Source organism: Burkholderia sp. APQ4-4ca (assembly GCF_057837105.1).
Genome location: NZ_JBYQCG010000064.1, coordinates 39,645 through 55,658, shown reverse-complemented (window position 1 = coordinate 55,658; position 16,014 = coordinate 39,645). Strand labels below are relative to the sequence as shown.

The 16,014-nt window shown below is 62.2% G+C and carries 14 protein-coding genes; 9 read left to right on the top strand and 5 right to left on the bottom strand.

All coding sequences use genetic code 11. The features are described 5' to 3' along the window. From AC3IFE_RS04530 to AC3IFE_RS04490, 9 genes are all read left to right on the top strand, one after another. Positions 1-2,076 (top strand): type VI secretion system Vgr family protein (locus AC3IFE_RS04530; RefSeq protein WP_489189726.1); only part of this gene is annotated, 2,076 nt, incomplete at its 5' end. Positions 2,077-2,079: 3 nt separating this feature from the next. Further along, positions 2,080-4,020: a T6SS effector phospholipase Tle3 domain-containing protein gene (locus AC3IFE_RS04525; protein ID WP_489189725.1), complete on the top strand. Its 1,941-nt coding sequence runs from the start codon at positions 2,080-2,082 to the stop codon at positions 4,018-4,020. Continuing rightward, positions 4,020-4,733, top strand: a complete 714-nt coding sequence (locus AC3IFE_RS04520) for a T6SS immunity protein Tli3 family protein (RefSeq protein ID WP_489189724.1) — start codon at positions 4,020-4,022, stop codon at positions 4,731-4,733. The genes AC3IFE_RS04525 and AC3IFE_RS04520 overlap by 1 nt, the downstream gene beginning before the upstream one ends. Before the next feature lie 13 nt (positions 4,734-4,746). Next, positions 4,747-5,487 (top strand): T6SS immunity protein Tli3 family protein, encoded by a 741-nt coding sequence (locus tag AC3IFE_RS04515; protein ID WP_489189723.1) that lies wholly within the window; start codon positions 4,747-4,749, stop codon positions 5,485-5,487. Positions 5,488-5,569: 82 nt separating this feature from the next. After that, positions 5,570-5,827, top strand: a complete 258-nt coding sequence (locus AC3IFE_RS04510; protein ID WP_089469356.1) for a PAAR domain-containing protein — start codon at positions 5,570-5,572, stop codon at positions 5,825-5,827. After that, positions 5,824-7,236 (top strand): hypothetical protein, encoded by a 1,413-nt coding sequence (locus AC3IFE_RS04505; protein WP_489189722.1) that lies wholly within the window; start codon positions 5,824-5,826, stop codon positions 7,234-7,236. Before AC3IFE_RS04510 ends, AC3IFE_RS04505 begins: the two co-directional genes overlap by 4 nt. Before the next feature lie 215 nt (positions 7,237-7,451). Further along, positions 7,452-7,778 carry an ArsR/SmtB family transcription factor gene (locus tag AC3IFE_RS04500; RefSeq protein WP_489189721.1) on the top strand — a complete coding sequence of 109 codons (327 nt, stop codon included), beginning with the start codon at positions 7,452-7,454 and terminating at the stop codon, positions 7,776-7,778. Further along, the gene (locus tag AC3IFE_RS04495; RefSeq protein WP_489189720.1) at positions 7,775-8,206 is read left to right on the top strand and encodes an SRPBCC family protein; all 432 of its coding nucleotides are present in this window, start codon (positions 7,775-7,777) and stop codon (positions 8,204-8,206) included. The genes AC3IFE_RS04500 and AC3IFE_RS04495 overlap by 4 nt, the downstream gene beginning before the upstream one ends. Further along, on the top strand, positions 8,203-8,643 hold the full coding sequence (locus AC3IFE_RS04490) for a DUF1801 domain-containing protein (protein WP_489189719.1): 441 nt from the start codon (positions 8,203-8,205) through the stop codon (positions 8,641-8,643). The genes AC3IFE_RS04495 and AC3IFE_RS04490 overlap by 4 nt, the downstream gene beginning before the upstream one ends. A gap of 177 nt (positions 8,644-8,820) precedes the next feature. Here AC3IFE_RS04490 and acnA read toward each other — a convergent pair whose 3' ends face one another. The 5 genes from acnA to AC3IFE_RS04465 all read right to left on the bottom strand — a co-directional run bounded on the left by acnA (position 8,821) and on the right by AC3IFE_RS04465 (position 15,986). Beyond that, positions 8,821-11,538: an aconitate hydratase AcnA gene (gene acnA / locus AC3IFE_RS04485; RefSeq protein ID WP_089469360.1), complete on the bottom strand. Its 2,718-nt coding sequence runs from the start codon at positions 11,536-11,538 to the stop codon at positions 8,821-8,823. A gap of 52 nt (positions 11,539-11,590) precedes the next feature. Continuing rightward, the gene (locus AC3IFE_RS04480; protein ID WP_489189718.1) at positions 11,591-13,042 is read right to left on the bottom strand and encodes a bifunctional 2-methylcitrate dehydratase/aconitate hydratase; all 1,452 of its coding nucleotides are present in this window, start codon (positions 13,040-13,042) and stop codon (positions 11,591-11,593) included. 22 nt (positions 13,043-13,064) lie between these two features. Beyond that, positions 13,065-13,577, bottom strand: coding sequence for a hypothetical protein (locus tag AC3IFE_RS04475; protein ID WP_301739157.1), 513 nt, complete (start codon positions 13,575-13,577; stop codon positions 13,065-13,067). A gap of 230 nt (positions 13,578-13,807) precedes the next feature. After that, positions 13,808-14,815 (bottom strand): HpcH/HpaI aldolase/citrate lyase family protein, encoded by a 1,008-nt coding sequence (locus AC3IFE_RS04470; protein ID WP_489189717.1) that lies wholly within the window; start codon positions 14,813-14,815, stop codon positions 13,808-13,810. A 184-nt stretch (positions 14,816-14,999) separates the two neighbouring features. Continuing rightward, on the bottom strand, positions 15,000-15,986 hold the full coding sequence (locus AC3IFE_RS04465) for a malate dehydrogenase (protein ID WP_006479357.1): 987 nt from the start codon (positions 15,984-15,986) through the stop codon (positions 15,000-15,002). Between the last annotated feature and the right edge of the window lie 28 nt (positions 15,987-16,014).

Genomic DNA, 16,014 nt, shown 5'->3' with positions numbered 1-16,014 from the left:
CGGGAGCATGAGTTCAATCAGATCTTCGTGCGCTTTGAATTCCAGCTACATCGTACCTATCGCAAGCGCAGCTTCGTGATGCAATGGGGTGAGGACGACCTGGCGTTCATTACGCGCTTGTGCAGACGCTCTGGCATCTGGTTCGTGTGCGAGGAAGGCAAGCATTGCGAGCAGGTGCGCTTCGGCGACGACTATGCGCACTACCGCCGCGATCCCGAGCGTCTGACAGTTGCGTACCGGCCGTACAGCGGCCTGGAGGCGGGAGGTGTCGAATCGGTCAGCGCGCTCGAAATGCGCGCGACGACGTTGCCGGCAACCTACATCGTGCGCACTTTCAATACCGAAGCGGCGATCTCGAATCCGATCGAGGCTGTCAGCCCGATCCGCGACGACCGCACCACGTATGGTGAAGCGTATACCTGGGGGATGCCGAATCAGAGCGAGGACGAGGCGAAGGAGGAAGCGCAATTGCGTCGCGAAGCAGCGCTGACCGGACAGGTCGCATATCGCGGCGAGTGCGACATGCTGGACCTCACGCCCGGTTCGGTGCTGAAACTGTCCAACCGGACGCTGTCTGATGCGAAGCATGGCCTGCTTGTAGTGCGGGTGACGTGCGGCGCGAGCCGGAAGAGTGCGTATCACGTGAAATTCGACGCGATTCCGTCCGATCGCCAGTATCGAATGCCGCTGATGGAAGAAACGTGGCCGCGGATCGACGGTGTCATAACCGGGACGATCGCTTCGTCGGGAGGCTGGAGGGATCCTTATCTGGATGGTCAGGGCGAATACATCGTGGATCTCCATCTGGATCGAGACACGCGGGCGCCCGGTCTGCAAAGCTGTCCAATGCGGCTGGCAAAGCCGTTCGCGGGGCCGAACCAGACGGGTTTTCATTTTGGGCTGGTTGACGGCACCGTGGTCGGCGTGAGCTTCCTGTGGGGCTGTGTGGACCTGCCATTCATCAGTCACGTGCTGCATACCGCGCAGCATACGGATCCGATTGCCGCGGGCGTCCCCTGGGGCACGCGCAACACGATCCGCACGCGCTCGAACAACACCGTCGAGTTGGATGACCGGGAGGGCCAGGAACACATCAAGGTCGCGACAGAGCACGGCAAGACGCAGCTCAATCTCGGCTATACGGTGGACCGGGACCAGCGACTGCGCGGCGAGGGCTTCGAACTGCGTACCGACGAGCGGGGGCACGTCCGTGCGGGTGGCGGCCTGCTGGTGTCGTCCGACAGGCAGGAGAAGGCGATTGGACAGTCGTCCGACACGCGGCCGATGACGAACCAGTTTGCATTGACGCAGGCACAGGCTCAGGGATTGACCAACGCCGCAGCCGTTGCGCATGCGGAGATCGCGGACCTGAAGGCCGAGAACGCGTGGCTGAAGGACGAACTCGCTAGTCTGAAGACGGCCGTGATCGCGTTGTCCGCACCGAACGGCATTGGCCTGGCGACGCCGGATCGGGTGATGGTGTCGGCGGGCAAGGACGTGAGCGTCGGTACGTCGGCGCGATTCAACGTGAATGCGATTCGGAATGTTGCTATTGCGGCAGGCGAGGTGCTGTCGCTGTTTGCGCACAAGTTCGGCATCAAGCTCTATGCCGCGCGCGGGAAAGTTCAAATCCAGGCGCAGTCGGATGCAATGGAGATGGTGGCGCAGAAAGACATGCGAATCACCAGTGCCGACGGTACTACAACGGTCAATGCCGCTAACGGGGTCGTGCTCGGCGGCGGCGGCACGGCTTACATCAAGGTACACGGCGATAACGTCGAGATTGGCGGGGCTGGTTGCCTTATCCTCAAGATCATCGAAATCCAGAAGGAAGGACCGGGTGCGCTGTCGCTGCCACTGCCGAAATTCAGCCAGACCGATATCGCGAACGATGAGCGCTTCGTTCTCAGCGACGACATCACCGGCCGACCAATTGTGAACCGGCCGTACAAGATTCAGTTGGCTAGCGGGCAGATTATCGAGGGGGTCACCAACGGCAAGGGGGAGACTTCGTTGAGCCGGCAGGAAGTTGCGCGAGGGCTCAAGCTGCTGCTTCAGAACAATAAGGAAGCCTGATTCATGACCGACCAGTCAAACCAGTCAGATGGTACGGGCGACGATGACGATGCGGCGCAGCTCTATCAACATGACACTGCAACGCGCATCGTGCCGATGAAGCGCGATCATCTTGGGCAACCGTATTGGGAGTCTTATCACACGCCGAGCAGTTTTCAGGTGCGGGCAGAGTGTCGAATTCCGCCTCATATGCCCGGCGTCATCATCTTTGTGCATGGTGTGAATTCCACGGGGGAGTGGTACGACGCGGCTGAAAAGGCGTTGTGTGAAGGACTAAATGTGCGCTTGAATCGTGCTGACGGTTGGAAGCTCAGAGAGAACAGATACATTACCTACGATAAGAAAACTGATATGCCGATCGCTCGCCAGCTTGATCCAGAGTGGAGCGGCCATTCTCCCGTGATCCGCTTCTATTGGGGCTACAGCGCAGCTCCTGGGACCGAGCGCAACTGGCGCATCCCGATGCGCAATCCGCGCGGCTTCGATATCTGGGCGCCAGCGTGCACGAACGAGAACGGTCCGTGGTATTGGGGCGGCGGCCCTTTCCAGAATGGCACCAACAACCTGCCGCAGTTGTGGAGTTGCGAGGGATTCAAGCGTCATGTGTTCAGGTTCGACATGGAGTCGTTGAATACGGAGGCTGATCGCCAATTGCAGGACGCCCCTCCGCGCACGTACTACGCGCACGCGGCTCAACGGCTGGCCGACCTGATCGATCGGATTCGAAACGAGTGCCCGCGCGATACGGTGTCAGTGATGTCGCATAGCCAAGGGACGATGATCGCGCTGGCGGCGACCGCCTTATGCAAGACGCGCGCGCCCGATGCCGTGTTCGTGATGAATTCGCCTTATGCCCTGGATGACAAGATCACGGACGCGCTGGCCTGCGGTGCGGAGCGTCCCACACCGGAGGCACGCGTCAACACGTTCAGGAATATCGCAAGCCGGATCAAGCAGGACAAGCGTGTTTTCACTGAGGCGGAATTGAAACAGCTTCAGTGCGGCGCGTCCGAAGACATGGATTTCTGGCGGCCTGACAACCAGCGCAAGTCCGGCCTGCATGAGCGCGACAATCATGGCCGGCTGTACGTGTACTTCACGCCGCATGATCGAGTAATGGGCGCGGTGCCGCTGCAAAGCATCGGCTGGCAGGGCGTGGATGACGAATTGCTTAAAGAGTTGGATGACATCGTGAAGCAGCGCATGCTGGCGCGCGGTACGCCGGTGGGCGATGCGCCTGGTGCAAAGAGATTCGGCACGCTGCCACCGACTCCCGAAGACAAACTTGTACCTGGAACAAAGTCTACCGATTTCTGGAACGGCAACCGGAATATCTTTACGCCCCTCGTGAAGCTATGGGCGGTACCGCATCCCGATAAAACGGTGGCGATCAATGCCGAGCAGGTGCCGAATCCGGTCACGGAAGAGGAAATGAAATACTTCGATTTATCTCGGCTGACCGCACCAGAGATGGGTAAGTGGGTCAAGAATCCAATCGATCCGAACCAGGGCCAATACGCTGATCCCGACTACCGGTACATGCGCTCGATTTTTCAGCCCGCACGTACCGTTACTACCGAGGATATTTACAGGTCCAAACGCGCAAATCGACTTGAGACCCAAGACGAAATGCTGCACCGACTCGATACCTATCTCGCCGAGCCGACTAATCACAGCACGTTGCCGCAGCATCAGGCGTTCATGCGCCGAGTGGTGGCCTACGATCTCCCAATCGGCTTTTGTGATGCATATGAGAAGCCGGCGTTCTGGACCCTCCTGATGAAGTCTGCCGACTGGACGCAGGGCTATGACGATTATTTCGAGCTTGGCGCTCCCCAAAGCATTGTTAAACCTGCCTATATCGATTGGGACACGGTGGCCGAGGAACAAAGCAAGGCCGAAGCTGAACAATTGCGGCAGCAGCAGTGGAAAGGAGGGGCGTGATGAGGTGCTCGATTGTTATCGTTGTACTGGTAGCCCTGATGCAGGGATGTGCGGCACAGCAAAGGCAGATATTCTCATTGGGTAATTTTTTACGTGTAAATGCACTTCCCTATGATTCGCCGACTCAGATAATTTATAGGATCGATGATCATCGCTTTGTTACGCTCGAGAACTATCGAGACTGCAATTATGGTCAAGCCTATTACAACGATACGCGCATTGGTATAAAAACGGGCCTGGGTAGGGCTAGTATCGAAGATTACCAAGGTAGACTCATTAATGCCGATATGACCGGGAAAAATTTGGCATTTCCGTCCGGTGCGCCACCGCATCTTGGAACATCAGATCACGGAGTTGACGTTGGATTGTTGTATTCGACGGACGGTGGGAGGAACTTTTCCGCAATGGTTTATATGAAACACAGCTTTGATCCGTTCGAGGATTCGCGGGACTATTCGGTCTTTGTAACCGGCGACCGACTCTATGTCTCCAATAGATCGGCAGACAATGACGCCTACGTTGTCGAATATCCGATGGTGCCAGGCATTGATTTAAGCAAACCCTATCCTCCTGGCGTCCGGGGCGGGAGTTTCGCTGCATCAAAGCGGCCTAGTGTTTTCTCAAAGCTTCGCACACCCTCCGGCCAGGACCGAATCACCTGCGACACATCGATCAAACCAACTAACCCGGATGCGCCGTTGATACCTCAGTGAAGTGCAAACGCCGATGAAAAACGTCATGACCATAATTGCGCTGATCGCCCTGATGCAAGGGTGCACCGCGCAGACTCCGCGCCGTCCGGCCTTCGGGCTTAGTGATTTCATGAGCTCAGCGCTCAAGGAGTTGCCGTATGATTCGCCGCCACAAGTGATCTATCGGATTGATGACAACCGCTTTGTAACGTTGGAACGTTACCGGGACTGTTATCACGGGGAGTCGTACTACAACGACACCCGTGCTGGGATTCGAAAATTTTTAGGGCGAGGCATGTTTGAAAATTTCCAGGGCCGCATCATTAATGCCGATCCGAGCGGTCAGAATATTGTGTTGCCTTTGGCCTACCCAAATGGACTGGTTTGTGGAAATGGTGAAAAAGGTTGCGTAGTGCCGTTTTGGTACTCGACAGATGGTGGAAAAACGTTCGCCACGAAGGTCTACGCGGATCATAGCTTCAATCCGTTTGAGGATTCGAAAAGATATACGTTTTCTGCAACGAATGATCGATTATTTTTTGCTCAGGTCGATTATGGAAACGAGGGCGGTAGTGCTTATGTTAAAGAGTACCCGTTAGTTCCTGGGATCGATTTGAGCAAGCCCTATCCACCCGGGATACACGGTTCAACCTTTTCCACATCTAAGCGACCGGACTACTTATATGGTGTCGTTACGCCCTCCGGCCAGGACCGAATCACCTGCGACACATCGATCAAACCAACCAACCCGGATGCGCCGTTGATACCTCAGTGAAGTGCAAACGCCGATGAAAAATATGCCCCTGATGCTTCAGTGAGGCGCTCCGTTCATATCACCGTACACGCACCACATCATCATGAAGAACCCAATATGCATAGGCGATGCGACGACACACGGCGGCATCGTAAAGACCGCTTCATCGACGTTCGACCTCGACGGCCGCAAGGTCGCGTTGTTGCATGACATCGTCTCGTGTCCGGAGCACGGTGACAACGCGATCGTTGAATGTGCCGAGGGCTACAGCGAAGGCGGCCGGAAATGGGCTGTGCATATGTGCCGAACGCGGTGCGGCAGCCAGGTGATCGCCAGCAGCACGGGGATGAAAATCGTATGAGCAGAACATGGGCCCTCCCAGGTGTCGCTGAGTATCAGTACGGCAAGCCGCCCTCGATCTGGTGGTGTGTGCTTGCCGTAGTCGTCATACAGACCGCCGGCATACTCATCACGGTATTCAACTGGGAGCAGGGTAAACCGGTGATGTCCGAACCATTCTTCGTGCGCGCGTTCCTGTTGCCGCTGCTGATATCGGGCGGCGTATGCTCGGCGATCTATTCCGGCTACGAGGATTGGATCGAGCGGGTTGATTGGTGGAATTTCCTGTGCCGCGCCGAGCGGGCTGCATGGCGGCAATGGGCACAAGCTCATGTGATGATCGTTGATAGCATCGCGTTGACGGCCGAGCCCGAGTTGGGCGAACGTCTGCTTGGCCTGGAGGGCAGCGCGCCGATCAACCCCGGCAAGATCCTGCCTTTGCCGCAAACGGAAGGCTCGGCAGGCGTATCGCGGCTTGCGGTGGTACTGGAGCAACTGACGAGCCGGTTTTCGGCCAGCCTCGTGCGTCATGATGCGTCGGGTCATGCGATCGACGTGATCCTGCAATCCGCCAACAAGGACGATCTGGCCGAACTGCGAGCGGTCTGGAAAAAACTGAATCTACCCAATCTCGTGCAGTTCTTGTGGGTGCCGTTCGATGCGAACGAGGCGAATATCGACACGTGGTTCGACAAGGACTGGACGTCCGATTTCCGGCTGTTGCTGGCCTGCCAACTGCATGCGGAGCGCATCGAGCCGGTCTGGTCCGAGGCCGCTGTGGCGATGTTGCTTACGTCGCCGCGTGTAGCCGCGAGCCTCAAGGCAACGGTCTTGCCGCAGGCGCGATTATTCCGCCCGATCGCGATGCCGTCCGATTCCGTGGTGGACGGCCTGGAGATGCTGCTGTCCTCGGAGCAGACGCCACGCCGGCGAATCCGGCACGCCTGGATGAGTGATCTACCGTCCCAGGGCCGTCATGCAACGCTGGGCGCCATCAAGGACGTAAGCCCGGAGCTGCCGGTGCACGACGTCGATCGCGCGATCGGCAAACCGGGGCCGGTAAATGCGCTCTTGCTTCAGGCGCTCGCGGCGCAGATGGTCGCGCATGGCCAGGGCGCGCAACTGATTGCTTCAGTTAGCGCCCAAAAGGTGCGGCTGAACCTGGTTGGAACCGAGTTCGTTCCTGTGCCTCGCGTCGATGCAGCCTATGCGCGTCTGCTGAGCTTGTCTGTCACCGTGGGCGGGAGTTGCTGCCTGCTCGTGATGATGATTGCGTTGCATGCCCTCAACGCATCTCAAGGCTGGTTTTGGGCCTGTATAGGCGGGTTCGTCTTGCTGTTTCTGATACAACTCGGCGGCTCGTTTTTAAGGCGTAACCTGGTGGAAGATGACTTTTTCCGACAACTGCGACGCATGGAAGCCCGAACATGAGAGCGCTTGATGCGTGGCGCCGGACTGTACGCGACGATTGAATAAGAAATAGAAAGGGCTGGATTCCGGCTGCGTAGTGTGGAGACTTCTCGCAATCTTCCTTGCCACAGGCCTCGTCGCCACGATCGTGGACGTCAGCAAAATTCCTCCTTGACACTCGCTGCCTGGCCGCTATCCTTCAATCCATAACCAGTCGGTTATGGATTTTGGACACTATGCAAAACGCTCAGGACACGCTTTTCCGGACACTCGCCGACCCCACGCGCCGTGCGCTTTTCGAGCGGCTCTGCGTGGAGGGCGAACTGACGGTTGCCGCGCTGACGACCCATGCGGGCGTGTCGCAGCCGGCGGTATCGAAGCATCTGGGCGTACTGAAGCAGGCCGGGCTCGTGAGCGACCGTCACGAAGGCCGGCAGACGCACTACAGCGCGCAGCCGCAAGCGCTGGCCCCGTTGATCGACTGGACGAGCCAGATGGCAGGCTTCTGGCAGCGCCGGTTCGATGCCCTCGAAGATCTGCTCAAAAGGATGGATCAGTCATGAACCAAGCCTCTACCGAAACGCGCTCCGTCGTCGTCGACCGGGAGCTGCCGCATCCGCCGGAGAAGATCTGGCGCGCGCTCACGCAACCGCACTTGATCGAGGCGTGGCTGATGACGAGCGATTTCGAGCCCGTCGCGGGCCGTGCGTTCACCTTTCGCGCGGACTGGGGCTCGGTCGACTGCACGGTCCTCGCGATCGAGCCGCACCGCACGCTGTCCTATACGTGGGCGGCCCACGGCCTCGAAAGCGTCGTCACGTGGACACTCACGCCGACGCCGGCCGGCACGCACCTGCGCATGGAGCAGGTCGGCTTCCGCGCGGATCAGGAGCAGGCGTATCGCGGTGCGCAGCACGGCTGGGTACGGTTCTTCGAATCGCTCGAACAGGTGCTGTCGCGTCCTGACTCGCAAACGGAGGCCCACGCATGAGTGCAACGGACCTCACGCCAGCCGAGCGCATCGATGCGCTGATCGCCGGCATCGCCGACTGGCGCGGCAAGACCTTCGCCGAGCTGCGCCGGACGATCCTCGCGAGCGACGACCGCATCGTCGAGGAATGGAAGTGGATGGGCAGCCCCGTGTGGTCGTGCGACGGGATGATCGCGGTCGCGAACGCGCACAAGGGCAAGGTGAAGCTGACGTTCATGCACGGCGCGAAATTGCCCGATCCCGACCAGTTGTTCAACGACGGTCTCGAAGGCAATGCGCGGCGCGCGATCGATTTCTTCGAAGGCGATAAGCTCGACAAGCGGGCGTTGAAAAACCTCGTGCGCGAGGCGATCGAATACAACCGCACGCATCTGAAGAAGAACGCGCGGGCGGGTTCCTCCGCGGGCGCGAAGGTGCGAAGCAGCAAGGCGGCGTGACGCGCGAGCCGGATGCCGGCCGGTGGCATCCCGCGAAAGCAGGGCGCTGCCGCGCGGTCGGCGCTACGCCGCGCGCCAACCGAGCGGCAGGCGAAAAAAAGCCCGACACGAGGTCGGGCATCCAAATCGGCCGCAACCGCCCGCGAGGCGGCTGCGGCACCTGCAAAAGCAGGGCGCTTACGCGGCGAGCAGCGAGCGCAGCACGAACGGCAGGATCCCGCCGTGCTTGTAGTAGTCGACTTCGATCGGCGTATCGATACGCAGCAGCACCGGCACGCGCTGCGTTTCGCCGTTCTTGCGGTGAATCACGAGCGTGACGTCCTGCTGCGGCTTGAAGTCGTCGCCGAGGCCTTCGATGTCGTACGTCTCTTCGCCGGTGATGCCGAGCGACTGCACGCTGTCCGCGCCCTTGAACTGCAGCGGCAGCACGCCCATGCCGACCAGGTTCGAGCGGTGGATGCGCTCGAAGCTGCGAGCGATCACGGCCTTCACGCCGAGCAGTTGCGTGCCCTTCGCGGCCCAGTCGCGCGACGAGCCCGTGCCGTACTCTTCGCCCGCGAACACGACGGTCGGCGTACCGGCGGCGACGTACTGCATCGCTGCATCGTAGATCGACTGCTGTTCGCCGCTCGGCTGGTGGATCGTCAGGCCGCCTTCGACGCGCGTGCCGTCCGCCTTCGCCGGGATCATCAGGTTCTTGATCCGGACGTTCGCGAACGTGCCGCGCATCATCACGTCGTGGTTGCCGCGGCGCGAGCCGTAGCTGTTGAAGTCGGCCTTCTGCACGCCGTTTTCCTTCAGCCACTTGCCTGCCGGCGAGTCTTCCTTGATCGAGCCTGCCGGGCTGATGTGGTCGGTCGTGACCGAATCGCCGAAGATGCCCAGTGCGCGCGCGCCCTTGACGGTCGGGATCGACGCAGCCGGTTCCATCGAGAAGTCGTTGCCGAAGAACGGCGGCTCGGCGATGTACGTCGACTTCGGCCAGTCGTAGACCTCGCCCGTCTCGCCCTCGATCTTGCTCCAGAGGTCGCCCTTCTTGGTCAGCTTCGAGTAGTTGTCCTCGAACTTCTTCGGATCGAGCGCGAACTTGAGCAGCGCGTGGATTTCTTCGCTCGTCGGCCAGATGTCGCCGAGGTAGATGTCGCGGCCGCCCTTGCCCTTGCCGACCGGCTCGGTCATCAGGTCGCGCGTGATGTTGCCGGCGATCGCGTACGCGACGACGAGCGGCGGCGACGCGAGGAAGTTCGCGCGGATGTTCGGGTGGATACGCGCTTCGAAGTTACGGTTGCCGGACAGCACGGCCGCCGCGACGATGTCGTTCTTCGTGATCGCTTCGTTCAGTTCCGGCGTCAGGTCGCCCGCGTTGCCGATACAGGTCGTGCAGCCGTACGCCGCGACTTCGAAACCGAGCTTCGACAGGTAGGGCAGCAGGCCCGTCTTCGTCAGATACTCGGTGACGATGCGCGATCCCGGCGCGAGCGAGGTCTTGATCTTCGGATCGACCGTGAGGCCGGCCTCGACCGCCTTCTTCGCGAGCAGGCCGGCGGCCAGCAGCACGCTCGGGTTCGACGTGTTCGTGCACGACGTGATCGCGGCGATCAGGATGTCGCCGTTCTTCACGTCGACGCCGTTGCTCGTCGTGTACTGCGTGCCCAGGTCGTCCGCCTTCTTCGCGAAGCCGTTTTCCGCGACCGGCTTCGAGAACAGGTCGGTGAACGTCGACTTGACGTGGCCGATCTCGATGCGGTCCTGCGGGCGCTTCGGGCCGGCCAGCGACGGAGCGACCGTCGTCAGATCCAGCGTCACGACCTTCGTGTAGTCGATGTCGCCGGCGTTCGGGATGCCGAACAGGTTCTGCGCCTTGAAGTAGTTCTCGAACGCGGCGATTTCGGCCTTCGTGCGGCCCGTGCCTTCGAAGTAGTCGATCGTCTTTTCGTCGACCGGGAAGAAGCCCATCGTCGCGCCGTATTCGGGCGCCATGTTGCCGATCGTCGCGCGGTCCGGCAGCGACAGCGAGCGCGTGCCTTCGCCGAAGAATTCGACGAACTTGCCGACGACCTTCTCCTTGCGCAGCATTTCGGTGATCGTCAGCACCAGGTCGGTGGCCGTCACGCCTTCGCGCAGCTTGCCCTTCAGCTCGACGCCGACGACGTCCGGCGTCAGGAAGTACACCGGCTGGCCGAGCATGCCGGCTTCCGCCTCGATGCCGCCCACGCCCCAGCCGACCACGCCGATGCCGTTGATCATCGTCGTGTGGCTGTCCGTGCCGACGAGGGTGTCCGGGTAGTACACGGTGTCGGCGCCGTCCGTCTTCTTGTGGACGCCGCGCGCCAGATACTCGAGGTTCACCTGGTGGACGATGCCCACGCCCGGCGGCACGACCTTGAACGTGTCGAACGCCTGCATGCCCCACTTCATGAACTGGTAGCGCTCGTTGTTGCGCTGGAATTCCAGCTTCATGTTCAGGTCGAGCGCGTCTTTCTGGCGGAAGTAGTCGATCTGGACCGAGTGGTCGACGACGAGATCGACCGGGACCAGCGGCTCGATCTTCTTCGGGTTCTTGCCCGTGCGCTCGGCGACGCCGCGCATGGCCGCGATGTCGGCGAGCAGCGGCACGCCCGTGAAATCCTGCAGCACGACGCGCGACACGACGAACGGAATCTCGTCGACGCGCTTCGCGGTCGGCTTCCAGTTCGCGAGCTGCTCGATGTGCTCTTCGGTGATCTTCTTGCCGTCGTAGTTGCGCAGCACGGACTCGAGCACGATGCGGATCGACACCGGCAGGCGTTCGATCTTCGTCTTCAGTTCCTTGCCGAGCTGCGGCAGCGAGTAGAACTTGCCTTTGCCGGAACCGCTGTCGAATTCCTTGAGGGTCTTGTGGAGATTGTGGGCCATGGTGATTTTCCTGGGTTTAAGGCTAGGAAACAAAGAGTCCTGTAAATGACGGCTATATCACGTACAAGTCGACGTACTCATCGACCGGCATCGCTTCGAGCTTTGCCTGGTCCAGCGACACGTCGAGAATCGCTTGTTGCTGCTTGGCCGGGAAGCGGCGCGCAAGGTTGGTCCGGAATTTATCGACCAGCAGCGGGACGCCTTCGGCCCGGCGCCGCCGATGGCCGAGCGGATACTCGACCGCCACTTCGGCAAGCTTCGATCCGTCCTTGAACTCGATCGTCAGCGCATTCGCGATCGATCGCTTGTCCGGATCGTGGTAATCCTTCGTGAACTGCGGATCCTCGACGCACACGGTTTTCGCGCGTAGCGCGTCGATGCGCGGGTCCGCGGCGGCCGCGTCTTCGTAGTCGGCCGCGGTCAGACGGCCGAACAGCAGCGGCACGGCGACCATGTACTGGATGCAGTGGTCGCGGTCGGCCGGATTGGCGAGCGGGCCCTGCTTGTCGATGATGCGGATCGCCGCTGCATGCGTGCGGATCGTGATCCGGGCGATGTCGTCAGCCGTGCGGCCCGTCGCGGCGAGCTGCGCATGCAGCTGCAGCGCGGCCTCGGCGGCCGTCTGCGCATGGAATTCGGCGGGGAACGCGATCTTGAACAGCACGTTTTCCATCACGTACGTGCCGTACGGGCGCTGGAAGCGGAACGGCCTGCCGTCGAACAGCACGTCGTAGAAGCCCCAGGTTTTGGCGGTGAGCGCCGACGGATAGCCCATTTCACCCGTCTTCGCGATCAGCGCGAGGCGCACCGCGCGGGACGTCGCGTCGCCGGCCGCCCAGGATTTGCGCGAACCGGTGTTCGGCGCATGGCGGTAGGTTCGCAGCGCTTGGCCGTCGACGAACGCGTTGGACACAGCGTTGATCAGCTCGTCGCGCGTGAGCCCGAGCAGGCGCCCGACGACGGCCGTCGACGCGACCTTCACGAGCAGCACGTGGTCGAGCCCGACGGCATTGAACGCATTCTCGAGGGCGAGGCAGCCCTGGATCTCGTGGGCCTGGATCATCGCGATCAGCACGTCGCGCATCGCGAGCGGCTTCCGGCCGGCCGCGCGGGCCGTGCGGGAGAGCCAGTCGGCCGTCGCCAGGATCCCGCCGAGGTTGTCGGACGGATGACCCCATTCGGCGGCGAGCCAGGTGTCGTTGAAGTCCAGCCAGCGGATCATCGCGCCGATGCCGAACGCGGCCTGGACGGGATCGAGCTGGAAGGACGTGCCGGGCACCTTCGCGCCGTTCGGCACGATCGTGCCGGGCACGACGGGGCCGAGCAGCTTGGTGCAGGCAGGGTAGGACAGCGCCTCGAGTCCGCATCCGAGCGTGTCGATCAGGCAATGACGCGCCGTCTCCAGCGCGAGTGCGCTGTCGATGCCGGTGTTCAGCACGTAGTCGACGATGTCGACGAGTACCGAATCCGGCGCGGGGCGGACGTTGGAGACCGGGGCGGACATCGAGGGGCCGGAGGGAACGCGCTTAGTTCGTTGCCGGCTTCAGCTCGTTCGACTGCGTCGGTGCTGCCGTGCCTTGCGCCATTTCCGGCGTCACGCATTCGTCCGCGAGGCGCTCGCCGCCGTTTGCGTCGGAGAACAGCATCGCCTTGGTCGGGATCACGACCAGCTTGAAGCCCGCGGCCGGATCGTAGAACGTGTCGGCGCCCGTCGTCGTGGCTTGACGCGGCAGCTTGTAGTTCTTCTTCGCCCAGTGAACCGTGACGACCTGGTCGCGCTTCATGTCGCCGGCGAGGTCGAACGACAGGCCTTCCTTACAGGACCACTTGACCGCGCCGTCCGGTACCGGATCGACCTTGGCGGCCGCGCGTGCCTGCGCCTTCTTGCTGCGCGGGATGATGCGCTTGGCCGGCGCCGGACGCTTGGCCGTGGCCTTCTTCGCGGTGGTGGCCGTACCCTGGGCAAACGCGCTCGGAGCCGACACCAGCATCGTGGCGGACAAGGCGCCGATGGCGGTAGCGATCAGGAGTTTCTTCATGGAGTCAGAACCTTTCGATAATCAGTTGACAAGGGCCGGCAATCGAAACTGCCGGCCGGTTTGAAACTGCACGCGCCCCGAAAGCGCGCAGCGGCCGCTATTTTCACCTATTTGGCCGCGCATATATCAGGTTTTCGGGCTCCGTTACGTTTTTTGTCGTTTCGCAAACGTCTGTCCGGTTGGCGAAACCGCGAATGCATGAAATGCGTGCATCGACGGGCGGCGCACGCTCACGGCGCGACGCCCTCGGCGGCCGGGCCGAACAGCGGCGCGGCCTCGTCCGGTAAGGGCTGGCCGGTGGCCCGCGCACGGCGCAGCACCGACCAGTAATAACGATAACTCGCGCGATCGTGCAGCGTATCACCGTGGCGCGTCGGGCCCCAGTCGGCGGCCTGCGCGGCCAGCAGGATCTCGGCGGCCAGCGTGACTTCGTCGACGCGCGGCGCGAACGCGTCGACGATCGGACGGATCTGCGCGGGGTGGATGCTCCACATCCGCGTGAATGCGAATTCGTCGCGCGCGCGGCGTGCATCGCCTGCGACGACGGCCATGTCGCGCACTTCCGTGGTCACGTTGTGCGACGGCGTCTTGCCGTGCGCATGACAGGCGGCGGCGATTTCCAGCTTCGCGCGGCGCACGAGCGGGTGGTCGAACTGGCCGGGCGAGCGCATCGCGGAATCGGGAATCGCGCCGTGGTGCGCGGAGACGAAGTCCATCAGCCCGAAGCTCAGCGTGCCGACCGTCGGCAGCGCGGCGAGGGCGGCTGCCTGCGCGAGCGCGCCGTGCGTCTCGATCAGCACGTCGACCGGGATCGGTTGCGCGATGCCGAGCTCGCGGCGCGTGCCTTCGATGAACGCGGTCATTTCGGCCGCGTCGGCGGCGCTCGCGATCTTCGGCAGCGTGATGTAGGCGGGGGCGCGCGATGCGCGCAGCACGATACGCACGTCGTCGCGCCAGTGCGGGTGGGAAAAGTCGTGAATGCGGACGCCGACGCGGCCGAAGCGGTTCTCGGCGCTGCCGAGCAGATCGGCGACGAGCGCCGCGTGCGCGGCTTCCTGGCCGACGGCCGCGCCGTCCTCGCAGTCGAGCGTGAGGTCGAACACGGGGCCCAGCTCCGCCTGCAGCGCGAGCGACTTGCGCATCAGCTTCTCGCTGCCCGCGTAGTGATCGCAGCAGGGCAGGATCGCGGGCGGGGACGCCCCGTCGTACAGCACTTGTGCAGGAGTGAGCGCGGCCATCTCTTCTACGTCAGGGAAGCGGATCAACGTGGCGGAAATCGGATTCGGGCAGGCTCTGGGCCGGTGCGCGGCGAAGCGCGGGCGGCAAAGCGTGCGCGAATCGGATCGGCCGGCAGGGCCGGCGGCGTGCCGGCCCGTGCCGAAGCCGGGCGCCCCGAAGGCCGCCCGGCATGATGCATGATGCTTAGTTCTTCAGCAGGTGGGCGACGCCGTCGCGCTCTTCGAGCAGCTCGGCCAGCGTGCCGTCCATCTTCTCGCGCGAGAATGCGTCGATTTCCAGGCCTTCGACGCGCTTGTACTCGCCGTTTTCGCAGGTGACCGGCACGCCGTAGATGATGTCCTCGGGGATGCCGTACGAGCCGTCCGACGGGATACCCATCGTGACCCACTTGCCGTTCGTGCCGAGCACCCAGTCACGCACGTGGTCGATCGCCGCGTTGGCTGCCGACGCGGCCGACGACAGGCCGCGCGCTTCGATGATCGCCGCGCCGCGCTTGCCGACGGTCGGAATGAACGTGTCGCGGTTCCACACGTCATCGTTGATCAGCTTCAGCAGCGATTCGCCTTCGGCGGTCGCGAAGCGGAAGTCCGGGTACATCGTCGGCGAGTGGTTGCCCCACACGGCGAGCTTCTCGATCGACGCGACCGGCTTGCCCGACTTGGCGGCGAGTTGCGACAGCGCGCGGTTGTGGTCGAGGCGCAGCATGGCCGTGAAGTTCTTCTTCGGCAGATCCGGCGCCGACTTCATCGCGATGTACGCGTTCGTGTTCGCCGGGTTGCCGACGACCAGCACCTTCACGTCGCGGCTCGCGACTTCGTTCAGCGCGGCGCCCTGAACCGTGAAGATTTCGGCGTTCGCCGACAGCAGGTCCTTGCGCTCCATGCCCTTCGAGCGCGGGCGTGCACCCACCAGCAGCGCGACGTCTGCATCCTTGAATGCAACCTTCGGATCGTCGGTGATCACGACGCCGGCGAGCAGCGGGAACGCGCAGTCGTCGAGTTCCATCACGACGCCCTTGACGGCGCCTTGGGCTTGCGGGAGGTCGAGCAGTTGCAGGATGACCGGCTGATCCTTGCCGAGCAGGTCGCCGTTCGCGATGCGGAACAGCAGGGAGTAAGCGATTTGACCTGCGGCGCCGGTGACGGCAACGCGCTTTGCGGGCTTAGCCATTGAAAATCTCCAGGACGGATGAAGCGTT